Here is a 16,818-nt window from a genome sequence, read left to right on the forward strand (position 1 = left end):
GGGGTGGTCTAGCGGGTTATGGTTCCTAGCGGGCGATGACGTTCCCGTCGCTCCACCACAGGACCTTCTTGCGCACCAATGCCAGGACGGCGACCAGCCCGACGCCCATGAGGCAGAGCAGCGCGATGCTGGCCCAGACGACCGGCAGGTTGGCCTGTGCTGCGGAGATCGTCACCAGCGAGCCGAGGCCCGCCTGCTGTCCGGCGGCCACGAACTCGGCCACCGCGGCGCCCACGATCGCCAGCGGCAGCGCCACGCGCAGCCCGGCGAAGACGAACGGCATGCAGCCGGGCAGGCGCAGGTCGCGGAAGATCTCCCAGCGGCTGGCGTGCAGGGTGCGCATGACGTCCATGGTCCGCGGATCCACGTCGCGCAGGCCGGCCAGCGCGTTGACGAGCATCGGGAAGAAGACCACCAGGGCCGTGACGATGTACTTCGGCGTCATGCCGAAGCCGAAGGCCACCACCAGCGCCGGGGCGATCGCCACGATCGGGGTGACCATGATGACCACGAAGAGCGGCATGACGGCGCGTTCCATGATCTCGAACTCGGCCATCACCACGGCGATGGCAAAGCCGATCAGGATGCCGGCCGCGGCGCCCACGACAACCTCCTGGAGCGTGACCAGCATGTTGCTCCAGTACATCTCCGGGTCGCCGGCCAGGCTGGCCCAGATGTCGCCGATGGTCGGGATGACGTAGGGGTTGGCCAGCGCGACGACCTGCCAGAGCACCCCGACCACCACGAAGGTGATGGCCGGCGGGACCCACAGCCGCCACCTGCTCGCCTTGGAGAACCTCGCGCCGGCGGACGGATGCCCGGCCTGCGGGTCGGCCTTCAGGATTCCGGCGCGCGCGCCTTCGGAGAGCGGGGGCGCGCTTCTCGTTGCGGCCGGGGCCGTATGTACATCAGACACGGGCAACCTCCATGACGTTGTGCAGGGTTGAGCGGACGCGGCCCTCGAGGTCGCGGAACTCGTCGGTGGCGTAGACGTGGGCATCCCGCGGGCGGGGCAGGTCCACGTCGATGACCTCGGCGATGCGGCCCGGGTGGGCCTGCATCACGATGATGCGGTCCGAGAGCATGATGGCCTCGGGCACCGAGTGGGTCACGAAGAGCACGGTCTTGCGGTTGGACTGCCAGAAATCCAGCAGGCCCAGCCGCTGCTGGTCGCGGTTCATCTCGTCGAGCGCGGAGAACGGCTCGTCCATGAGCAGCACGCTCGGGTCGAAGACGAAGGCCCGGGCGATCGCGACGCGCTGCTGCATGCCGCCGGAGAGCTGCGAGGGGTACTTGTGCAGCGCGTGCCCCAGCCCGAACGAGTCAAGGATTTCCTTGGGGTCGCGCAGCGTGCGCCCCGCGTTGGCCTTGCGGTTCACGGACATCGGCAGGGTGACGTTGTCCAGCACGGTGCGCCACGGCAGCAGGGCCGGGGACTGCGGGACCAGGCCGATCATCTTGTTCTTGGTGGCGGCCTTGATGGAGGTTCCGTCCACCAGGACGTCGCCGGAGTCGGCCTCGCCCAGGCCGGCGATCATCTTCAGCAGCGTCGACTTGCCGCAGCCGCTGGGGCCGATCACCGAGACGAATTCGCCCTTCTTGATGGTGATGCTGACGTCGTCCAGCACCAGGGTCTTGGATCCCACGGCGCCGAAGCTCTTGGAGACGTTGCTGATCTGCACGCCCGCGTGCTCGGGGGTCCCTGGCGCGAGGCTCACGACGCGGCCTTCTCGGCCGGCCAGACCAGCTTGCCGTCCTTGTAGAGGTCCGCGACCAAGGTGGTGTCCATCATGTCGGTGACCGGCGGAACTGCCGCGACCTTTCCGTACTTCTTCACCAGTTCGTACTCCGAGGACCATTGGTCGGCGGTCTGCATGCCGGGACTCAGCGCCGGATCGCTCTTGACCCACGTGGATTCGACGTTCCAGGTGCGCTCGAGCTGCTCGCGCGGGAAGGCCGAGCCTTGGTTGTTGTCCGCCGCAAGCTTGCTGATCCTATCCAGGCAGTCGGCATCGTTCTCAAGGCAGTAGTCCAGGGCCTTGAGCGAGGCGCGCATGAAGTCGGAGGCGGTTTCGCGGTGCTTGGTCAGGAACTCGGTGTTGGCTTCCATCACGTTGTAGGTGCCCTTGACGTTGAGGTCCGCGGGGAGGAATTCCTTGAACGGAAGGTTCATGGCCTTGAGCGTCTGCGGCTGGTTGGAGGCGTAGCCAACGATCGCATCGACCTGGCCGCGAGTCACGACGGTGGGGTCGTAGTTGGTCATCTTGATCAGTTCGACCTTGGAAACATCCACGCCTGCGGCGTCGAGCATGGCGGAGGCGATCGGGGTGAGGTTGATGAAGTAGCCGAGCTTCTTGCCCTCGAGGTCCTTGAGGCTGGCGACCTTTTCATTGGCGAAGATCGAGAACGGGGAGACGCTGCCGTAGGTGGCGACGGCCGTCAGGTTCTTGCTGTTCGCCGCCGCGAGCATCACGTCCGAGGCGGAGCCAAGCGCGGTGAACTGGGCCTGGCCCGAGGAGACCAGCTGCTGGCCGTTGGCCCCGGAGGCATTGATCTCAACGTCGAGGCACAATGCGTCAAAGTAGCCGAGTTCCTTCGCAAGGAATACGTCCAGCTGGCCGGCGCTGGCCGAGTAGCCGTATCCGGAAATGTAGGTGATCTTTCCGGCGTCCTTGTTGCGTTGGCAGGCCGCGTCGTCGAGGACCGTCTCGGCATTGGATGGCTTCGTCGCAGCGGGTGCACCACCGCCGCAGGCGCTCAGTGAAAGCGCCGCGGCAATGCCGCCGGCAACGAGAAGACTGCGGCGACGGGCGCCCTTTTTCAGCAGATTGCTCACGAGTTGAAATTCCTTCCTAGGTCCGGGTGGGGCATTTCAGTCAGCATAAACTTGAATGGATAAACTTGTCTATACTTTTGAGCAATCAAGATCACATTACCCGGGCTCGCCCACGCGCAGCTTTCGTCAGGGCCCGCGCGTCGCTATTTCCTCCATCAAAGTGGCTAGATCCGGCAGGAAAATCGACTTCCGGGAATGCCCGGCAGCTGACATTGTGAAGCGGTCTTTCAACATCCCAAACATAGTTAAGTTTGAACATTGCCCGCCGTGATCCTGCCGGGCCCGCAACCAGGGTCAGATCGGGCGCGCCGGGCGGAGAATCACCCCGAGAAATGCTCCGGAGAAAAAATCGCTCGCAGCCCGTGCATCCGGATGGAGCAACAAGCCGCCACTCGGCAAGCCAGGCTCGGCGTCGCGACTCTGCACCACGCAAAAGTGCGCCGGGGGATTCAAGATTCTTGAATCCCCCGGCGCACTTTTGGCGTGCGTATTGGTTGCTTAAGTCAGGAGGTGCAGGCCTCGTTGGAACAACCTGCATCCCTCGGCGACCAGTGGGCTTCGCCCTCGCCGCGGTCCTCCCAGACAATATGCCGGTGCTGGCCGCAGCGTTCGCAGGCAGGAGCCAGGTACGTGGCCTTCTGTGCATCCGTGTACATCTTGTACTCGCCCATGGCGTTCTCCTTAGCGTTCCCCGACGGCGGTAGCAACACTCTACGCCGGGGCGCCGGGGGAACTCTAGGGTCCCGAGCCAATGCACCGGCTTTTGTTGCGCCCGCACACATGAACGGTCGTCGCCGGGGAAAAGCCTGCCAAACCAACTACGCGAAGTTGGGCCGTGGGCCGACGGGACCGCCTGCTGACAGGGCCAGTGAGGCGATCCCATCTTCCGCACGGCTAGACGGGGATTCGGGAATTTTCCCTGACCACGTCGATCCAGCGGTTCGTGACCATCGACCACCGGCTCTTCAAGCTTGGCTCGATGCCGTCGAAGGGATCAATAATGTCCGTTTGCGGATCGATCTTCAGCTCGGCAAGCCGGTCAACGCTTTCATCGCACCATTGGCGCGCGGTGCGGGCCACGGCTTCCATGTGGAACTGCACCCCCCAGGCATTCGGACCGACCTTGAATGCCTGGTTCGCGCAGTTCTCGCTTGAGCACAATGTCACGGAGCCGGCAGGAAGGGCAACGATTTCGAGCCAGTGCCACTGGAGGGCCGACAAATCCCCATCGAGACCGCCAAGAAGTTCATCCCGGCGGCCCGCCTCGGTCAGCTTCATGTCAACCAACCCGATCTCCGGACCGGCCTCCATGGTTTCAACGTTTCCACCCGCGACATGTGCCAACATCTGGGCGCCAAGGCATATCCCGAGGTACGGCATCTGGATGTTTAGCGCGTTCGCAATCAAGGCCCGCACGCCGGGCAGCCAAGGAGCCGCGTCGTCTTCCATAGGCCCCGGGGACCCGCCAAGCACGATCAGCCCGTCGAAACCTTCAAGGGAGTCGGGAACCTGGACCCCGATTTCGGGGCCAACCACGGTGTAGTCGATGTTCGCGGCATCCAGCTGCTCGCCCACCAACGCGGCGTCGGCCGTGCGTTCGTGTTCAACGACGAGAACCCGCAACCCTGCATTTTCCTGATTCAGTGTCACTTTTTAGAGCCTTCCTGCCGCAACAATCTTCTGCAAGAACTCTTGGGTTCGTTCTTCCTGTGGGTTGCCGAAGATCTGCTCCGGCTCGCCAATTTCCAGCACACGCCCCTCGTGAAGGAACGCAACGCGGTTCGAGACCTCGCGCGCAAAGGACATTTCATGGGTGGCCATGAGAATCGTCAGGCCCTCCTGCGCAAGTTCACGCACGATGTTCAGGACCTCGGCCACCAACTCCGGGTCGAGCGCAGAGGTGATCTCATCCAGCAACAGCACCTCGGGGTTCATTGCCAGAGCGCGCACGATTGCCACACGCTGCTGCTGTCCGCCCGAGAGCTGGTCGGGGAATGCCGCGGCCTTGTGGTCAAGCCCCACTCGCGTCAGCAGTGCCATCGCGCGCTCTTCGGCCTCGACCTTCGCAATCCCCAAGACCTTCACCGGCGACAACGTGACGTTCTGAAGAACCGTCATGTGGGGGAAGAGGTTGAAGCTCTGGAAGACGATCCCGACCTTCTGCCTCAGTGCGTTGACGTTGACGCCTTCGCCGGAAACGACGTCGTCCTCCAGACGGATATCGCCGCCGTTGATTGGCTCCAGGGCGTTTACGGTGCGCAGCAATGTTGACTTGCCGCAACCGGAGGCACCAATCAGGCAAACGACTTCGTGCTTTTCAACGTGCAGGTTGATGCCGCGCAGGACCGTGTTTGATCCGTAGGACTTGGTCACGTTGTTCAGTTCAAGAAATGACATGGTTAGCCTTGTAGCCTTTGCTTCTTCTCGTCGTTTTCCAGCAGCCGGTCAACGAATCTGGTCTGCGGAATCGTGATCAGGATGAACAGGAGGGCCACGACGGTGACGGAAGAGAGATTGAAGTAGTTGCTCGCGTACGTCTTTGCCTGGGTGAAGGCATCGACGGTTCCGATGATGGTCACCAATGCCGTGTCCTTCTGCAGGCCAATGAAGTCGTTGAGGAGAGGCGGCGAAACACGGCGGAACGCCTGGGGAACCACCACGTAGCGCATCGTCTTGCCGTAGCTGAGACCCAACGAGCGCGCAGCCGAGACCTGGGACCAGTGGATGCTGGAGATTCCGGCCCGGTACACCTCCGCGACATAGGCGCTGTAGGTCAACGTCAGGGCGAAGATGGCCGCCCACATCGGGCTCATCTCGCTGAGGACCGGCACGTTTGCCAGCGGCAGGCCAAAGCCCACCAGGTAGATCACGATGATCGAGGGAACGGCGCGGAAGATGTCCACATAGGTCGTTGCCAGCCAACGGATTGGCCTGCCGGCCGCGCCCGGCGCCATGCGTGCAATCGCAATGACCAGACCGAACACCAGCACGAACAGCTCTGCCGTGACGGCAATGATGATGTTGTTGGTAAAGGCCTTCGCCACGTCCCCCAGGCTCTTGGCCATGAAGGAAACGTCGAAGAACGTGGTCTGCACCGCGTGGTTGTTTGCCAGCAGGAAGAGCACGAACACCGACAGGATGCTGATCGGCAACGACGAGCCCAGCGTGATCCATCCGGAGTTCGCTCCGCGGAAACGCAGGCGCCGGCTTTCGACGGTGTTGCCCGCCTTGAGTGCTTCGTCGCCGGCCCGGGCGGCATTGAATCCCTTGATGAGCGGGACGGCCGTGCCCAGCGACATGAGCACGAGCAGTACGGCCACGCTACCCAGCAGGATTGTCCATACGCCGGGGTTGGCCGCAACGACGAGCAACGTGCCCGTGTAGATCGTCAGGCTAAGCGTGAGGGCAAAGACAATCGTGGCGGCCAGGAGCACCGTCTTGGTTGCGTCGGGGTGTTCACCGGTGTTTGGTTTGCCGCTGACGGGCACCGACGGCTTGGTGGTGAGAAGGTCTGCCATTAGAAGTTCCAAACCGGAATCGTGGTCGGGTCAATTCCGTAGGCGTCGGTCAGGTAGGCCGAGCTGAGCTTGTCCAGGGTGCCGTCCTTTTTCATTTCGTCAAGCATCGCATTGACGACCTTGACGTTGGCCGACCCCTTGGGCATCATCACGCCGTAGGATTCATTGGTCGGAATCTGGCCGACAACCTCGAGCGCGCCCTTAGACTTTGCCGCAGCTCCGAGGACGATGCTCAGGTCCTGGATTCCGGCATCGATGCGGCCCGCCGCCACGGCCGCCTGCTGCTCAGGGTCACCCGGGAACACCGACGGATCCTTGGCAGGCTTAATGGTCTTGGCAACCAGCATCTGGCCCACGGTGCCCTGCTTAACCCCGAGGTGCGAATTCGCGAGGTCGCCCTGGGTCATGGCCGTCCCCTTCTTGACCATGACGCCTGCCGTCGACTCGTAGTAGGGCTTCGAGAAGTCCATCACGCTCGTGCGCTCCGGGGTGATGGTGATCTGGTTGAGGGTCAAGTCGAACGACCCCGACTTGCCGGCAACCAGGCCGTCAAACGAGGAATTCTGCAGGTCCAGGCCTTTGGCTCCGCCGCGGTGGGCAATGTTGGCCAGCAGGCAGTAATCGAATCCACTCTTGATGCTCTCGACGGTGTCGCCGTTGTACCAACCCGGAGACGGGAGATCGGCCTTGACCGTTACGACCCCGTCTTTGATGAGTTCCAGCGGGTGGCTGCCGGCTTCACCCGTGATCACGCAATCCCCAAATGGAGCGGAATCGGCCTTCGCGGCCGGGGAGTCTTTTCCGCCTGAACCACAGGCGGTCAAACCCATGGCCAGGGCGATTACACCGGCGGTTGCGACAAAGCGAGTGTGGCGCATGTGGATCCTTTCAACATTACCTAAATCGATTTAGGCGGCTAGGATGGAATTCTACGACGCACCAGTAGGATTGTGTCAAGTACGTCACACAAGGGAGAGACCTCGAGCACATGCCGGATCAAAAAAACTCACCCACTCGGGCCAAAGCGGTTCGCATCAAGGACGTGGCTTCAGCGGCGGGAGTTTCGCCGGCGACGGTATCCCTCGTCTACAACAACAAGGGCGAAGTCGCCCCGGAAACGCGCAGGAAGGTCCTGGAGACAGGAAAGAACCTGGGATATCGGGCCAACCCGCTGGGTCGGGCACTCCGCACAGGTCAAAGCCGGATTCTTGGCGTACTCGTCAGCTACCGGGACTCCCCCGTTTGGCAGGAAACCTACCTCCCCTACTACCGCGAGATCATCGCCGACGCAGCCATCGAAGCCATGGAACACGGGTACTCAGTGGCCGCAGCAGCACCGGGGAGTCGCAACCTCGAAGGAGCGCTGGCAAACCTTGACGGAGTGATCGTCGTTGACCCGATTCAAGACGACGTCATCGTCGAATATTGCGCTGCCCGCGGCATTCCACTCGTCGCGGATGGCGGGTTTGTCGGCGAAAAACGCGGCGAAAAACAAATCGCGATCCGCGGCAACGTCGAGGTCTACCTTCGGGAAATCCTTGATGAGACGTCCCGCCAATTTCACGAGCGCACCGGCAGGAAACTCGCGGACATCCGGTTGTTCACCGGCTCCGTCATCGACCGATACACGGCCGATACCGGCAGGGTTTTCACCGAATGGTGCGAAGAAAACCAGATCCTGCCACGTTCCACCGCGGTAAGCCCGGGAGACGATGTCAACGACGTGGCCCGGCGCATCCTTGCGGAAAACAGGCCGGAGGCGGTCTACTGCCTCAACGAAAGTTACTCAACCGCGGTCATTGACGCGGCATCCGCGCTTGGCCTGGGGATTCCCGAGGACGTAATCCTTTCCTCGGCGGCCACGTCAACACAGGCCAAGCAAGATCCACGCGTGAACTACATTGAGTCCACGGATGAGGTCAGCCCCGGAAAGCTCGCGGTCAGGACGCTCGTCAACTTCCTGGAAACCGGGACGGCGCAGGACTCAACAACCGAGTACCGGTTGCGCCCCGCCCGCCGGGGAACGGTGCCGAGGTGACACCCAAATGCGGCCGGTGGCCCGCCCGTTGAACTACCTCACGCGGGGCTGAAGTTCCTCACTCGCCGAGGGGAAGCCTCCGGCGAGGCGAACCCTAGGGTGCCGGGTAGTGGCGCTTGAACTTCCGGTAGTGGTTCATGGTGCTGACCAGGATGTAGTACCAGCGGCGCGGGTCGGTTTCCTTGCGGTAGAACAGCGGGTGGCTGTAGGACTTCGAGGAAATGAGCCTCTCCACCTTCTCTTTCATGTCCTCGGGGACATAGCGGCGCAGCAAACGCAGCGGCAGGATGGTGTAGAGGTGCTCGTTCTGGAACTCCTCGAATTCCGGCTCCTCCGGCAGTCCGTCCTGAAGGAACTCCTGCACGTAGAAGCGCGAGACGTTTGCCCCGGCCGCGGAGATGTAGAAGTGGTTGCGCCCTAGCCGCGGGTTCAGTTCAAAGAACTTGTAGCTGCCATCGCGCGGATCCAGCTTCATGTCGAACATGGAGAACCCGGTCCACCCGAGCTCGTTGAGCATTTTCGTTCCGGCCTCGATCGCCACGTCGTTGGGCTGCGCCACGATGGCCGCTGAGTTCCCCAGTGCACCCGGCGCGTGCTCCTCGACGATGACCCGCCCGCAGGAGGCAAAGCGCACCTTGCCGTCCTGGTCGCTGAAGAACGTGGCGATGTGCATGCCGCTGTCCCCGCCGGGGATGAGGTCCTGGATGACCAGTGTTCCCGCGTACCCGGCCTCCGTGGCCTTGGAGATCAGGTCCTTCAGCTCGGCTTCCGTTGCGACGGTGTGGACCTTCTTCTTGCCGGCGAATTCAAGCTGGCCCCAGGCAACCCCGTCGGAGGGCTTGACGATGGCGGGCAGCGGAACGCTGGCCTCGGCCAGGCGCGCTGGCAGAGCTTCGATGTCGGCGTGGTCCGCGCAGTCGTGGACCACGGTGCCCGGGAAGGGAATGTCCAGGCTCCGGCAGAGTTCGTAGAACGCGTCCTTCTCCGTGGCCCGATCCAGCTGCTCTTCGCCGACGTACGGGACGGTGAACCAAACGCGTAGGCGCTCCGCGTTGCGGGCGATGAAGCGGATGTGCTGGTCGGCTCCGCCCAGCAGCAGCAGGGGGCGGGGCCCGCCCGCGCCGGCCGCCAATTCCCGACCGAGCGAAATCACGAAGTCCAGGAAGGCCGCCTCGTTGTCCTGTTCGGCAAAGGGACGTGCGTCGAGGATGCGGGAGTGATCCACGATACCGGTCATGACGGATGGGACGACCGCTGAAATGGCCCCGTATTCCTGGTGAAACTCTCGAGCCAATGAGTACGAACCGATGTCGCCCCCCAGGATGATGGGGACGAAGGACTGCTCGGAGGGAATACGCATAAATCAAAGTTATCAACCATTCACCCATCGCATACCCCGGGAGGGTACTTGACAACATACCCCCGAGGGGTATTATTGGAACCATGGAAAACGTTTCAGCCCCCGTCGATGAACATGTAAACCACGCCTACACCGCCAACAAGGAGGCCCTCCTGAAGCGACTCAGTCGCATCGAGGGCCAGGTGCGCGGGGTCAGCCGCATGGTTGACGAGGAAAAATACTGCATCGACATCCTCACGCAGATTTCGGCCATCAACGCCGCCCTGCACAAGGTCAGCCTCGGCCTGGTGGAGGACCACGTTTCCCACTGTGTGGTCAACGCCGCAGCCCAGTCGATCGAAACCGGCGACCAGAGCATCGTGGCGGACAAGGTCGCAGAGGTAACCACCGCCATCGGCCGCCTGCTGCGCTAGGCGCGGGCAGACGCACTTTCCAACACCCCTCAAGAACCACCCAAGGAGAACACATGAGCAACGAATCAAGCTGCGGTTGCGGCGGTTGCGGCTGCGGAAGCAACTCGAACGAAGGCATCACCATCACTGCACGACCCACCGAGGACACCATGAGCCAGAACGTCATCACCCTGAAGATCGACGGCATGACCTGCGGCCACTGCGTCGCCTCCGTCACCGAGGAACTCAACGAGGTTCCGGGCGTCAGCAACGTCGAGGTCGTCCTCTCCGCCGGCGGCACCTCCACCGCCACAGTCACCACCAACGCACCCGTCGAGAACTCGGTTCTCGAAGAAGCAGTCGCGGAGGCCGGCTACACGCTCGTCTCCACGAGCGCCTAACCCCCTCGCCTGCGGACGGATCCCGGACCACGTGTCCGGCCCGCTGCCAGGTTTGAGAGAAGTAGAGGAATCATGAGCAACGACATCTCGTTCCCCGTCAACCAACGCATCGTCGAACTGGACATCCAGGGCATGACCTGCGCATCGTGCGTCGGCCGGGTCGAACGCAAACTGGGCAAGATCGAGGGCGTCGAAGCCCTGGTGAACCTCCCGCTGGAATCGGCACGCATCACGGTCCCCGAGAACGTGAGCGACGAGCAACTCATCGCCACCGTCCAATCCGCCGGCTACCAGGCCAGCCTCAAGGTCGACCAATACGCCTCCGCACCCGCGACCCCTGCGCTGCACGCCCACGCGGCGGTGGAACCGGCCTCCGGCTCCCCCGCCGCCAACGAACCGCACACGATGCCGGGCATGAACCACGCGGCCGACCCGTCCCGAAGCGACTTGAAGAAACGCCTGGTTGTCGGCGCAATCTTCACGGTGCCGCTGTTCATCATTTCCATGTTTCCCGGCGCGCAATTCCCGCATTGGGGCTGGGTCGCGCTGGCCCTCGCCACTCCCGTGGTGTTCTGGTCCGCGTGGCCGTTCCACCGCGCCGCGGCCATCAACGCCCGCCACTTCGCCTCCACTATGGACACGCTGGTTTCGATCGGTGTGCTCGCGGCGTACTTCTTCTCCCTCTGGCAGCTGATCGCGGACCCGAACATCACGGCCCACACGGGCATGTCGATGAGCGAACACGCGCTCTACTTCGAGACCGCGGGCGTCGTGGCGACGTTCCTGCTGCTCGGCCGCTACCTCGAGGCACGCGCCAAGGCGCGGGCCGGCGACGCGTTGAAGACCCTGCTGGACCTGGGCGCCAAGGAGGCCACGGTGCTGCGCGACGGCGTCGAAACCAAGATCGCGGCCGCAGAGCTGGTCCCCGGAGACGAGTTTGTTGTCCGCCCCGGTGAGAAGATCGCCACCGACGGCTTCGTGGTCTCCGGCCACTCCGCCATCGACACCGCGCTGGTCACCGGCGAATCGGTGCCCGTCGAGGTGGGCCCGGACGACACCGTCACCGGTGCCACCATCAACACCTCCGGCCGCCTGGTGGTTCGCGCCACACGCGTCGGCAAGGACACCACGCTGGCCCAGATGGGCCGCCTGGTTTCCGAGGCGCAGACCGGCAAGGCGCCCATCGCCCGGCTGGCCGACCGCATCTCGGCGGTCTTCGTCCCGATCGTGCTGGCCATCGCGCTGCTCACCTTCGTCCTGTGGCTGGTGTTCACCGGCGACCTGGACTCGGCGTTCGCCGCGGCCGTTGCGGTGCTGGTCATCGCCTGCCCGTGCGCCCTGGGCCTTGCAACGCCCATCGGCCTGCTGGTCGGCACGGGCCGCGGCGCCCAGCTGGGCATCCTGATCCGCGGTCCGCAGGTCCTCGAGGACACCCGCAAGATCGACACGGTGCTGCTGGACAAGACCGGAACCGTCACCGAGGGCAACCTCGCCGTCGCCTCGGCAACCCCGGCTTCCGGGTTCGACGAGGCCGAGCTGCTGGCCCTGGCCGGCGCGGCCGAGTCCGGCTCCGAGCACCCGATCGCCCACGCCATCGTCGAGGCAGCGAGGGCCGTTGCCCCGCTGGCCGCGGCCGCGGCATTCACCTCCGCCCCGGGCGGCGGCGTCCGCGCCACCATCGGCACCCGCACCGTCGTCGCGGGACGGGAAAGCTGGCTCAGGGAGAACGGGATCGAGCTGACCGACGAACACCGGGCCAGCCTGGCCGCGGCCCAGCAGACGGGCGCGACCTCCATCATGATCGGCGTCGACGGATCCTTTGCGGGCCTGGTCAACCTGACCGACACCATCAAGGAATCCTCGGCGGCCGCGATCGCCAGGCTGAAGGAACTGGGCCTGCGCCCGGTCCTGCTCACCGGCGACAACAAGGCTGTGGCAACGCAGGTCGCCGCAAAGGTCGGGATCGCCCCGGAGGACGTCTTTGCCGACGTCTTCCCCGACGGCAAGGCGCAGGCCGTGCGCGACCTCCAGGCACGCGGACAGGTGGTGGCCATGGTCGGCGACGGCGTGAACGACGCCCCGGCACTGGCCCAGGCGGACCTCGGCATCGCCATGGGCTCGGGCACGGATGTCGCCATCGAGGCGGCGGACCTGACCATCATGGGCAACGACCTGAACCAGGTGGCGCAGTCGATCGAGCTTTCCCGCAAGACCCTGGGCACCATCAAGATGAACCTGTTCTGGGCATTCGCCTACAACACCGCCGGCATCCCGATCGCCGCCCTGGGTTTCCTGAACCCGATGATCGCCGGCGCCGCAATGGCCGCCAGTTCAGTGCTGGTTGTGGCCAACTCGCTCCGCCTGCGCAGCTTCGGCAAGCGCAACTAGTTCGCTACCGGGGTCGCGCGGCTGTCCCTGAGCAAAGGTCCGGTGTTCCCGAAAGGGAACACCGGACCTTTGTCGTTTTGCGGTTCGTGACGACTATTTGCCCCCCGGCCGACCGCCGGCCGCGGACTCCCCCATCACCGAATGAGGCCGCTCACCGAAACCCATCCCTGCCATGGAACGGCTTCCATTGTGCTCCGGGTCACATGCGCCTAGGGTTGCTTGTGAACAAAGTGTTTAGTGACGCGTAACGGAATGCTTCATTCCGGGAAACGGGATTTTGCATCGATGGAAACGGAAGCCCTGGAAACCCTCGGGGCCCGCGTTCGCGCCGCGCGCGAACTGCGCGGACTCACCCTGCGCCGGCTGGCCACCATGACCGGTCTGAGTTCCGGATTCATCAGCCAGCTGGAAAACGACAGGTCCAACGCGAGCGTCGCCAGCCTCAGGAGCCTCGCCTCGGCACTGGGCGTGAGCGCAGCCGAACTGATCGATGGGCGCATCAAGGACTCGCAGGGCGTCCTTCGCAAGGGCCAACGCCCCAGGATCCACATGGCCGACGGCCTGACCAAGTTCAGCCTGAGCCGAGCACCCCTGCGCAACCTTGAAATCTACTCAGGCCATCTCGAACCCGGCGGCAGCACCGGAGACGAGCACTACAGCCACGGAAACGCCCAGGAATTCGTGATGTGCCTGAACGGCAGGATCGAACTGTTTGTCGGGGACGAAAAACACGTCCTCGACGCCGGCGACAGCATCGAGTACCTGACATCCATCGAACATGGACTGCGCAACATCGGCGACGACACCGCCGAGGTCCTCTGGGTCATTTCCCCGCCCACCAACTGACACACCCGCCGACATCCACCGCGAAGAACAAGCAGGAGCAATCTCATGACAGTGAACGGCAACGTTTCGTTCTGGTACGCAGCCGACGGCCTACCCGGCCAGCGAACACCACTGACCGGGGACACCACGGCAGACGTGGCGATCGTCGGCGCCGGTTACACCGGGCTGTGGACCGCGTACTACCTGAAGAAGGCGGATCCGTCGCTGGATGTCGTGGTGATTGAAAGCCGCTTCGCCGGGTTCGGCGCCTCCGGGCGCAACGGCGGCTGGCTGACCAACTCGATCACCGGCGGCCGCGGCCAGTACGTCAAGACCCACGGCCGCAGGACCGTCGGCCGCTTCCAGGAATTGCTGAACGAGACCGTCGACGAGGTTATTGCCACCGCTGGCGCCGAGGGCATCGACGCGCACTTCCACAAGGGCGGGGAACTGAACGTCGCCCGCAACGAGGCGCAACTGGCCAGGCTCAAGGAAGCGGCCAAGGCCGAGGAAGCCTGGCCGGAGGCCGGCGTCAGGCTCCTTGACGCACGGGAAACCGGGGAACGGGTCAACATCGCCAACGCGCTGGGGTCCATCCACCAGCCACATGCGGCACGCATCCACCCGTCCAAGCTGGTGCGCGGTCTGGCCGAGGCCTGCGAACGCCTGGGCGTGCGGATCTACGAGGGCACCGCCGTCACCGAGATCCTCCCGCGCAAGGCCGTCACCGCCTACGGCACCGTCGAGGCGACCTACATCCTGCGCGCCACCGAGGGATTCACCGCAAACCTCAAGGGTTCGCACCGCGAATGGCTGCCGATGAACTCATCGATGATCGCCACCGCGCCCCTGCCGGATTCGGTCTGGGATGAAATCGGGTGGAACGACCGCGACACCGTCGGGGACATGGCCCACGCCTACATGTATGCCCAGCGCACCGAGGACGGGCGCATCGCCCTGGGCGGGCGCGGGGTGCCCTACCGCTACGGATCCAAGACCGACACCGACGGGGCCACCCAGCCCGCCACCATCAAGCTGCTCACGGACATCCTGCACGACATGTTCCCGGCCACCCGCGGCGCGGCGATCGACCACGCCTGGGCCGGCGTGCTGGGCGTGCCCCGCGACTGGAAGGCAACCGTCGGGCTGGACAAGGAAACGGGCATCGGCTGGGCGGGCGGCTACGTCGGCACCGGCGTCACCGCCACCAACCTTGCCGGGCGCACACTCCGGGACCTGATCCTTGATCCGGGCAGCGAACTGGTGCAGATGCCGTGGGTGAACCGCAAGGTGAGGCGCTGGGAGGTCGAACCCGCCCGATGGATCGCCGTCCAGTCGCTTTACAAGGCCTACGGCATTGCAGACCAGGCGGAGAAAGACGGGCGTTCGGCAACCTCGAAGATCGCCCACATCGCGGACCTCGTCTCCGGCCGGGCCTGAACGGCACCCGAACAAACCCCCACCAAACGCGACACCACTAAAGGAACGTGCAAGACATGGCAGCAAAGTTGATCCACCTTCCCTCCGCCGGCACCGCCGAGCTCGGGGAGTTCGAGCCCAAGGCCACGGCGCTCACCGAGGGCATGCAGGAGGCCTCGCGGGAGGTCTGGTCAGCCGACTCCCTGGAGGTCGGGGTCTGGGAGGCGACGCCCGGCACGTTCACCGCCTTCCGCGACGAATACCACGAGGTCTGCCAGATCCTCAGCGGGTCCGTGACCATCACCTCGGAGGGCGGCCGCGGGGTGCTGGTCGGCGCCGGCGACACCGTGGTGATGCCCGCAGGCTGGAAGGGGCTCTGGGAGGTCCACGAAACCGTTCGCAAGACCTACGTGATCCTCTCCGGCGTCGACAACGCCGTGTAGCGAAGGCCAAGACGCCAAGATGCTTTAAACGGTTGTGGCCACGCCGTTACGGCGTGGCCACAACCATTGTGCGGGGAGCCGGCCCGCGCACCATGCCGAATCTACTTAGGGGCTGCGCATTTCATCGGCGCGCACCAGCAGCACGCCGCCGACGATCAGTGCGCCACCCAGCAGCTGGATGCCCGCGGGAAGCTGCCCGAGCAGCAGCCAGGCCCACACCACCGCAAAGAGCACCTCCGTCAGCGAGATGAACGAGGCAAGCTTCGATCCGAGGGCCCGGGCGGCCATGATGCCCGTGACGTAGGAAATGACGGTGGAGAAGAGAACGAGCCCGCCGAGGGCAACCCACCATTGCGTTTCCCAGCTGGCAAGCTTCACCGGCGTGAACGCCATGCGCATCTCCAGGAGCCCGACCACTGCCAGAAGGGCCATGGTCACCGCACCCACGGAGAGTCCTCCGGTGGCCAACACCAGCGGCGGCAACGCCCCTTCGACCCGAGCACTGACAAAGAAGTAGACGACCAGCCCGACCGCTGCACCGAGGCCCCACAGCACGCCGATCGGGTCTACCCGGGTGCTCCCCGTCAGATCCAGCACGGCAGCCAGGCCGATCAGCGACAGCATGGTTCCGCCAATGGTCAGGGCCTCCGGGCGCTTGCGGTGGCGGATCCACAGGAAGATCACGATCAGCACCGGCGCCAGGAACTCCAGCAGCAGGGCCACTCCCACGTCAAGGCGTTCGACGGCCTGGAAGTAGAAGAACTGGCAGATCGCCACCCCGAAGAAGCCGAAGAGCAGGATCGACTTCCAGTTCTTCGCGGCGAGGCCCCATTTGCCGCGCATCACGATGAGCGTAGGGACAAGCAGCACCAAGGAAGCCCCGGCCAGCCGCAGCGTCACGGCCGCGGCCGGCGACCAGCCGGAGTCCAACAGCGCCTTGGCGAAAGAGCCGGAGAGACCAAAGATCGCCGAGGAAAACAGCGCAATGCCAACCCCGCCCATGCGGGGCGTCGAGCGACGAACAGCCAGGGTCGGCGAAACGACGGGATCGGATGAAACTCTCTCCAAAGGCATGCGCGCTCCTCAGCGTGGCGGTTCCGACGTTTGAGTGGTCGCGCACAACCAAATCGACTGTCAGGAGTAAATGAATGTATGCTCATGACACTAGAACCAAATGTGTTATCCCGTCAATCTACAA

At 64.2% G+C, this 16,818-nt stretch carries 17 protein-coding genes; 7 read left to right on the top strand and 10 right to left on the bottom strand.

Annotated features, from left to right (window positions below; translation table 11 throughout):
• Nucleotides 1–25 precede the first annotated feature (25 nt).
• From ACFY5D_RS10935 to ACFY5D_RS10970, 8 genes are all read right to left on the bottom strand, one after another.
• Nucleotides 26–916 (bottom strand): ABC transporter permease, encoded by an 891-nt coding sequence (locus tag ACFY5D_RS10935; RefSeq protein ID WP_387529105.1) that lies wholly within the window; start codon nucleotides 914–916, stop codon nucleotides 26–28.
• The gene (locus ACFY5D_RS10940) at nucleotides 909–1,718 is read right to left on the bottom strand and encodes an ABC transporter ATP-binding protein (protein WP_387529108.1); all 810 of its coding nucleotides are present in this window, start codon (nucleotides 1,716–1,718) and stop codon (nucleotides 909–911) included. The genes ACFY5D_RS10935 and ACFY5D_RS10940 overlap by 8 nt, the downstream gene beginning before the upstream one ends.
• On the bottom strand, nucleotides 1,715–2,836 hold the full coding sequence (locus tag ACFY5D_RS10945; RefSeq protein ID WP_387529110.1) for an ABC transporter substrate-binding protein: 1,122 nt from the start codon (nucleotides 2,834–2,836) through the stop codon (nucleotides 1,715–1,717). The genes ACFY5D_RS10940 and ACFY5D_RS10945 overlap by 4 nt, the downstream gene beginning before the upstream one ends.
• Nucleotides 2,837–3,339: 503 nt before the next feature.
• Nucleotides 3,340–3,507, bottom strand: coding sequence for a hypothetical protein (locus tag ACFY5D_RS10950; protein ID WP_387529113.1), 168 nt, complete (start codon nucleotides 3,505–3,507; stop codon nucleotides 3,340–3,342).
• 223 nt (nucleotides 3,508–3,730) lie between these two features.
• A complete protein-coding gene (locus tag ACFY5D_RS10955) occupies nucleotides 3,731–4,486 on the bottom strand; it encodes a type 1 glutamine amidotransferase (protein WP_387529116.1) in 756 nt (251 codons plus the stop codon).
• A 3-nt stretch (nucleotides 4,487–4,489) separates the two neighbouring features.
• The gene (locus tag ACFY5D_RS10960; RefSeq protein ID WP_387529118.1) at nucleotides 4,490–5,233 is read right to left on the bottom strand and encodes an amino acid ABC transporter ATP-binding protein; all 744 of its coding nucleotides are present in this window, start codon (nucleotides 5,231–5,233) and stop codon (nucleotides 4,490–4,492) included.
• Nucleotides 5,234–5,235: 2 nt separating this feature from the next.
• Nucleotides 5,236–6,354: an amino acid ABC transporter permease gene (locus tag ACFY5D_RS10965; RefSeq protein ID WP_387529121.1), complete on the bottom strand. Its 1,119-nt coding sequence runs from the start codon at nucleotides 6,352–6,354 to the stop codon at nucleotides 5,236–5,238.
• On the bottom strand, nucleotides 6,354–7,232 hold the full coding sequence (locus ACFY5D_RS10970; protein ID WP_387529124.1) for a transporter substrate-binding domain-containing protein: 879 nt from the start codon (nucleotides 7,230–7,232) through the stop codon (nucleotides 6,354–6,356). Before ACFY5D_RS10970 ends, ACFY5D_RS10965 begins: the two co-directional genes overlap by 1 nt.
• Before the next feature lie 164 nt (nucleotides 7,233–7,396).
• Here ACFY5D_RS10970 and ACFY5D_RS10975 point away from each other — a divergent pair, with 164 nt between their 5' ends.
• Nucleotides 7,397–8,392: a LacI family DNA-binding transcriptional regulator gene (locus ACFY5D_RS10975; RefSeq protein ID WP_387529127.1), complete on the top strand. Its 996-nt coding sequence runs from the start codon at nucleotides 7,397–7,399 to the stop codon at nucleotides 8,390–8,392.
• A 94-nt stretch (nucleotides 8,393–8,486) separates the two neighbouring features.
• Here ACFY5D_RS10975 and ACFY5D_RS10980 read toward each other — a convergent pair whose 3' ends face one another.
• Nucleotides 8,487–9,752, bottom strand: a complete 1,266-nt coding sequence (locus ACFY5D_RS10980; protein WP_387529129.1) for a carbamoyl-phosphate synthase — start codon at nucleotides 9,750–9,752, stop codon at nucleotides 8,487–8,489.
• 83 nt (nucleotides 9,753–9,835) lie between these two features.
• Here ACFY5D_RS10980 and ACFY5D_RS10985 point away from each other — a divergent pair, with 83 nt between their 5' ends.
• The 6 genes from ACFY5D_RS10985 to ACFY5D_RS11010 all read left to right on the top strand — a co-directional run bounded on the left by ACFY5D_RS10985 (nucleotide 9,836) and on the right by ACFY5D_RS11010 (nucleotide 15,620).
• The gene (locus tag ACFY5D_RS10985; RefSeq protein WP_387529132.1) at nucleotides 9,836–10,165 is read left to right on the top strand and encodes a metal-sensitive transcriptional regulator; all 330 of its coding nucleotides are present in this window, start codon (nucleotides 9,836–9,838) and stop codon (nucleotides 10,163–10,165) included.
• A gap of 53 nt (nucleotides 10,166–10,218) precedes the next feature.
• Nucleotides 10,219–10,545 carry a heavy-metal-associated domain-containing protein gene (locus tag ACFY5D_RS10990; RefSeq protein WP_387529135.1) on the top strand — a complete coding sequence of 109 codons (327 nt, stop codon included), beginning with the start codon at nucleotides 10,219–10,221 and terminating at the stop codon, nucleotides 10,543–10,545.
• Nucleotides 10,546–10,617: 72 nt separating this feature from the next.
• The gene (locus tag ACFY5D_RS10995) at nucleotides 10,618–12,933 is read left to right on the top strand and encodes a heavy metal translocating P-type ATPase (RefSeq protein ID WP_387529138.1); all 2,316 of its coding nucleotides are present in this window, start codon (nucleotides 10,618–10,620) and stop codon (nucleotides 12,931–12,933) included.
• 285 nt (nucleotides 12,934–13,218) lie between these two features.
• Nucleotides 13,219–13,779 (top strand): helix-turn-helix domain-containing protein, encoded by a 561-nt coding sequence (locus ACFY5D_RS11000; protein ID WP_387529141.1) that lies wholly within the window; start codon nucleotides 13,219–13,221, stop codon nucleotides 13,777–13,779.
• Nucleotides 13,780–13,824: 45 nt separating this feature from the next.
• Nucleotides 13,825–15,198, top strand: coding sequence for an NAD(P)/FAD-dependent oxidoreductase (locus ACFY5D_RS11005; RefSeq protein ID WP_387529144.1), 1,374 nt, complete (start codon nucleotides 13,825–13,827; stop codon nucleotides 15,196–15,198).
• Between the two features lie 56 nt (nucleotides 15,199–15,254).
• Entirely contained in the window at nucleotides 15,255–15,620 is a 366-nt protein-coding gene (locus ACFY5D_RS11010) for a cupin domain-containing protein (protein WP_387529147.1), read from the top strand.
• 105 nt (nucleotides 15,621–15,725) lie between these two features.
• Here ACFY5D_RS11010 and ACFY5D_RS11015 read toward each other — a convergent pair whose 3' ends face one another.
• Entirely contained in the window at nucleotides 15,726–16,694 is a 969-nt protein-coding gene (locus ACFY5D_RS11015) for a DMT family transporter (protein WP_387529150.1), read from the bottom strand.
• Between the last annotated feature and the right edge of the window lie 124 nt (nucleotides 16,695–16,818).

The organism is Paeniglutamicibacter sp. NPDC012692 (genome assembly GCF_042901625.1).
Classification (GTDB): Bacteria; Actinomycetota; Actinomycetes; order Actinomycetales; family Micrococcaceae; genus Paeniglutamicibacter.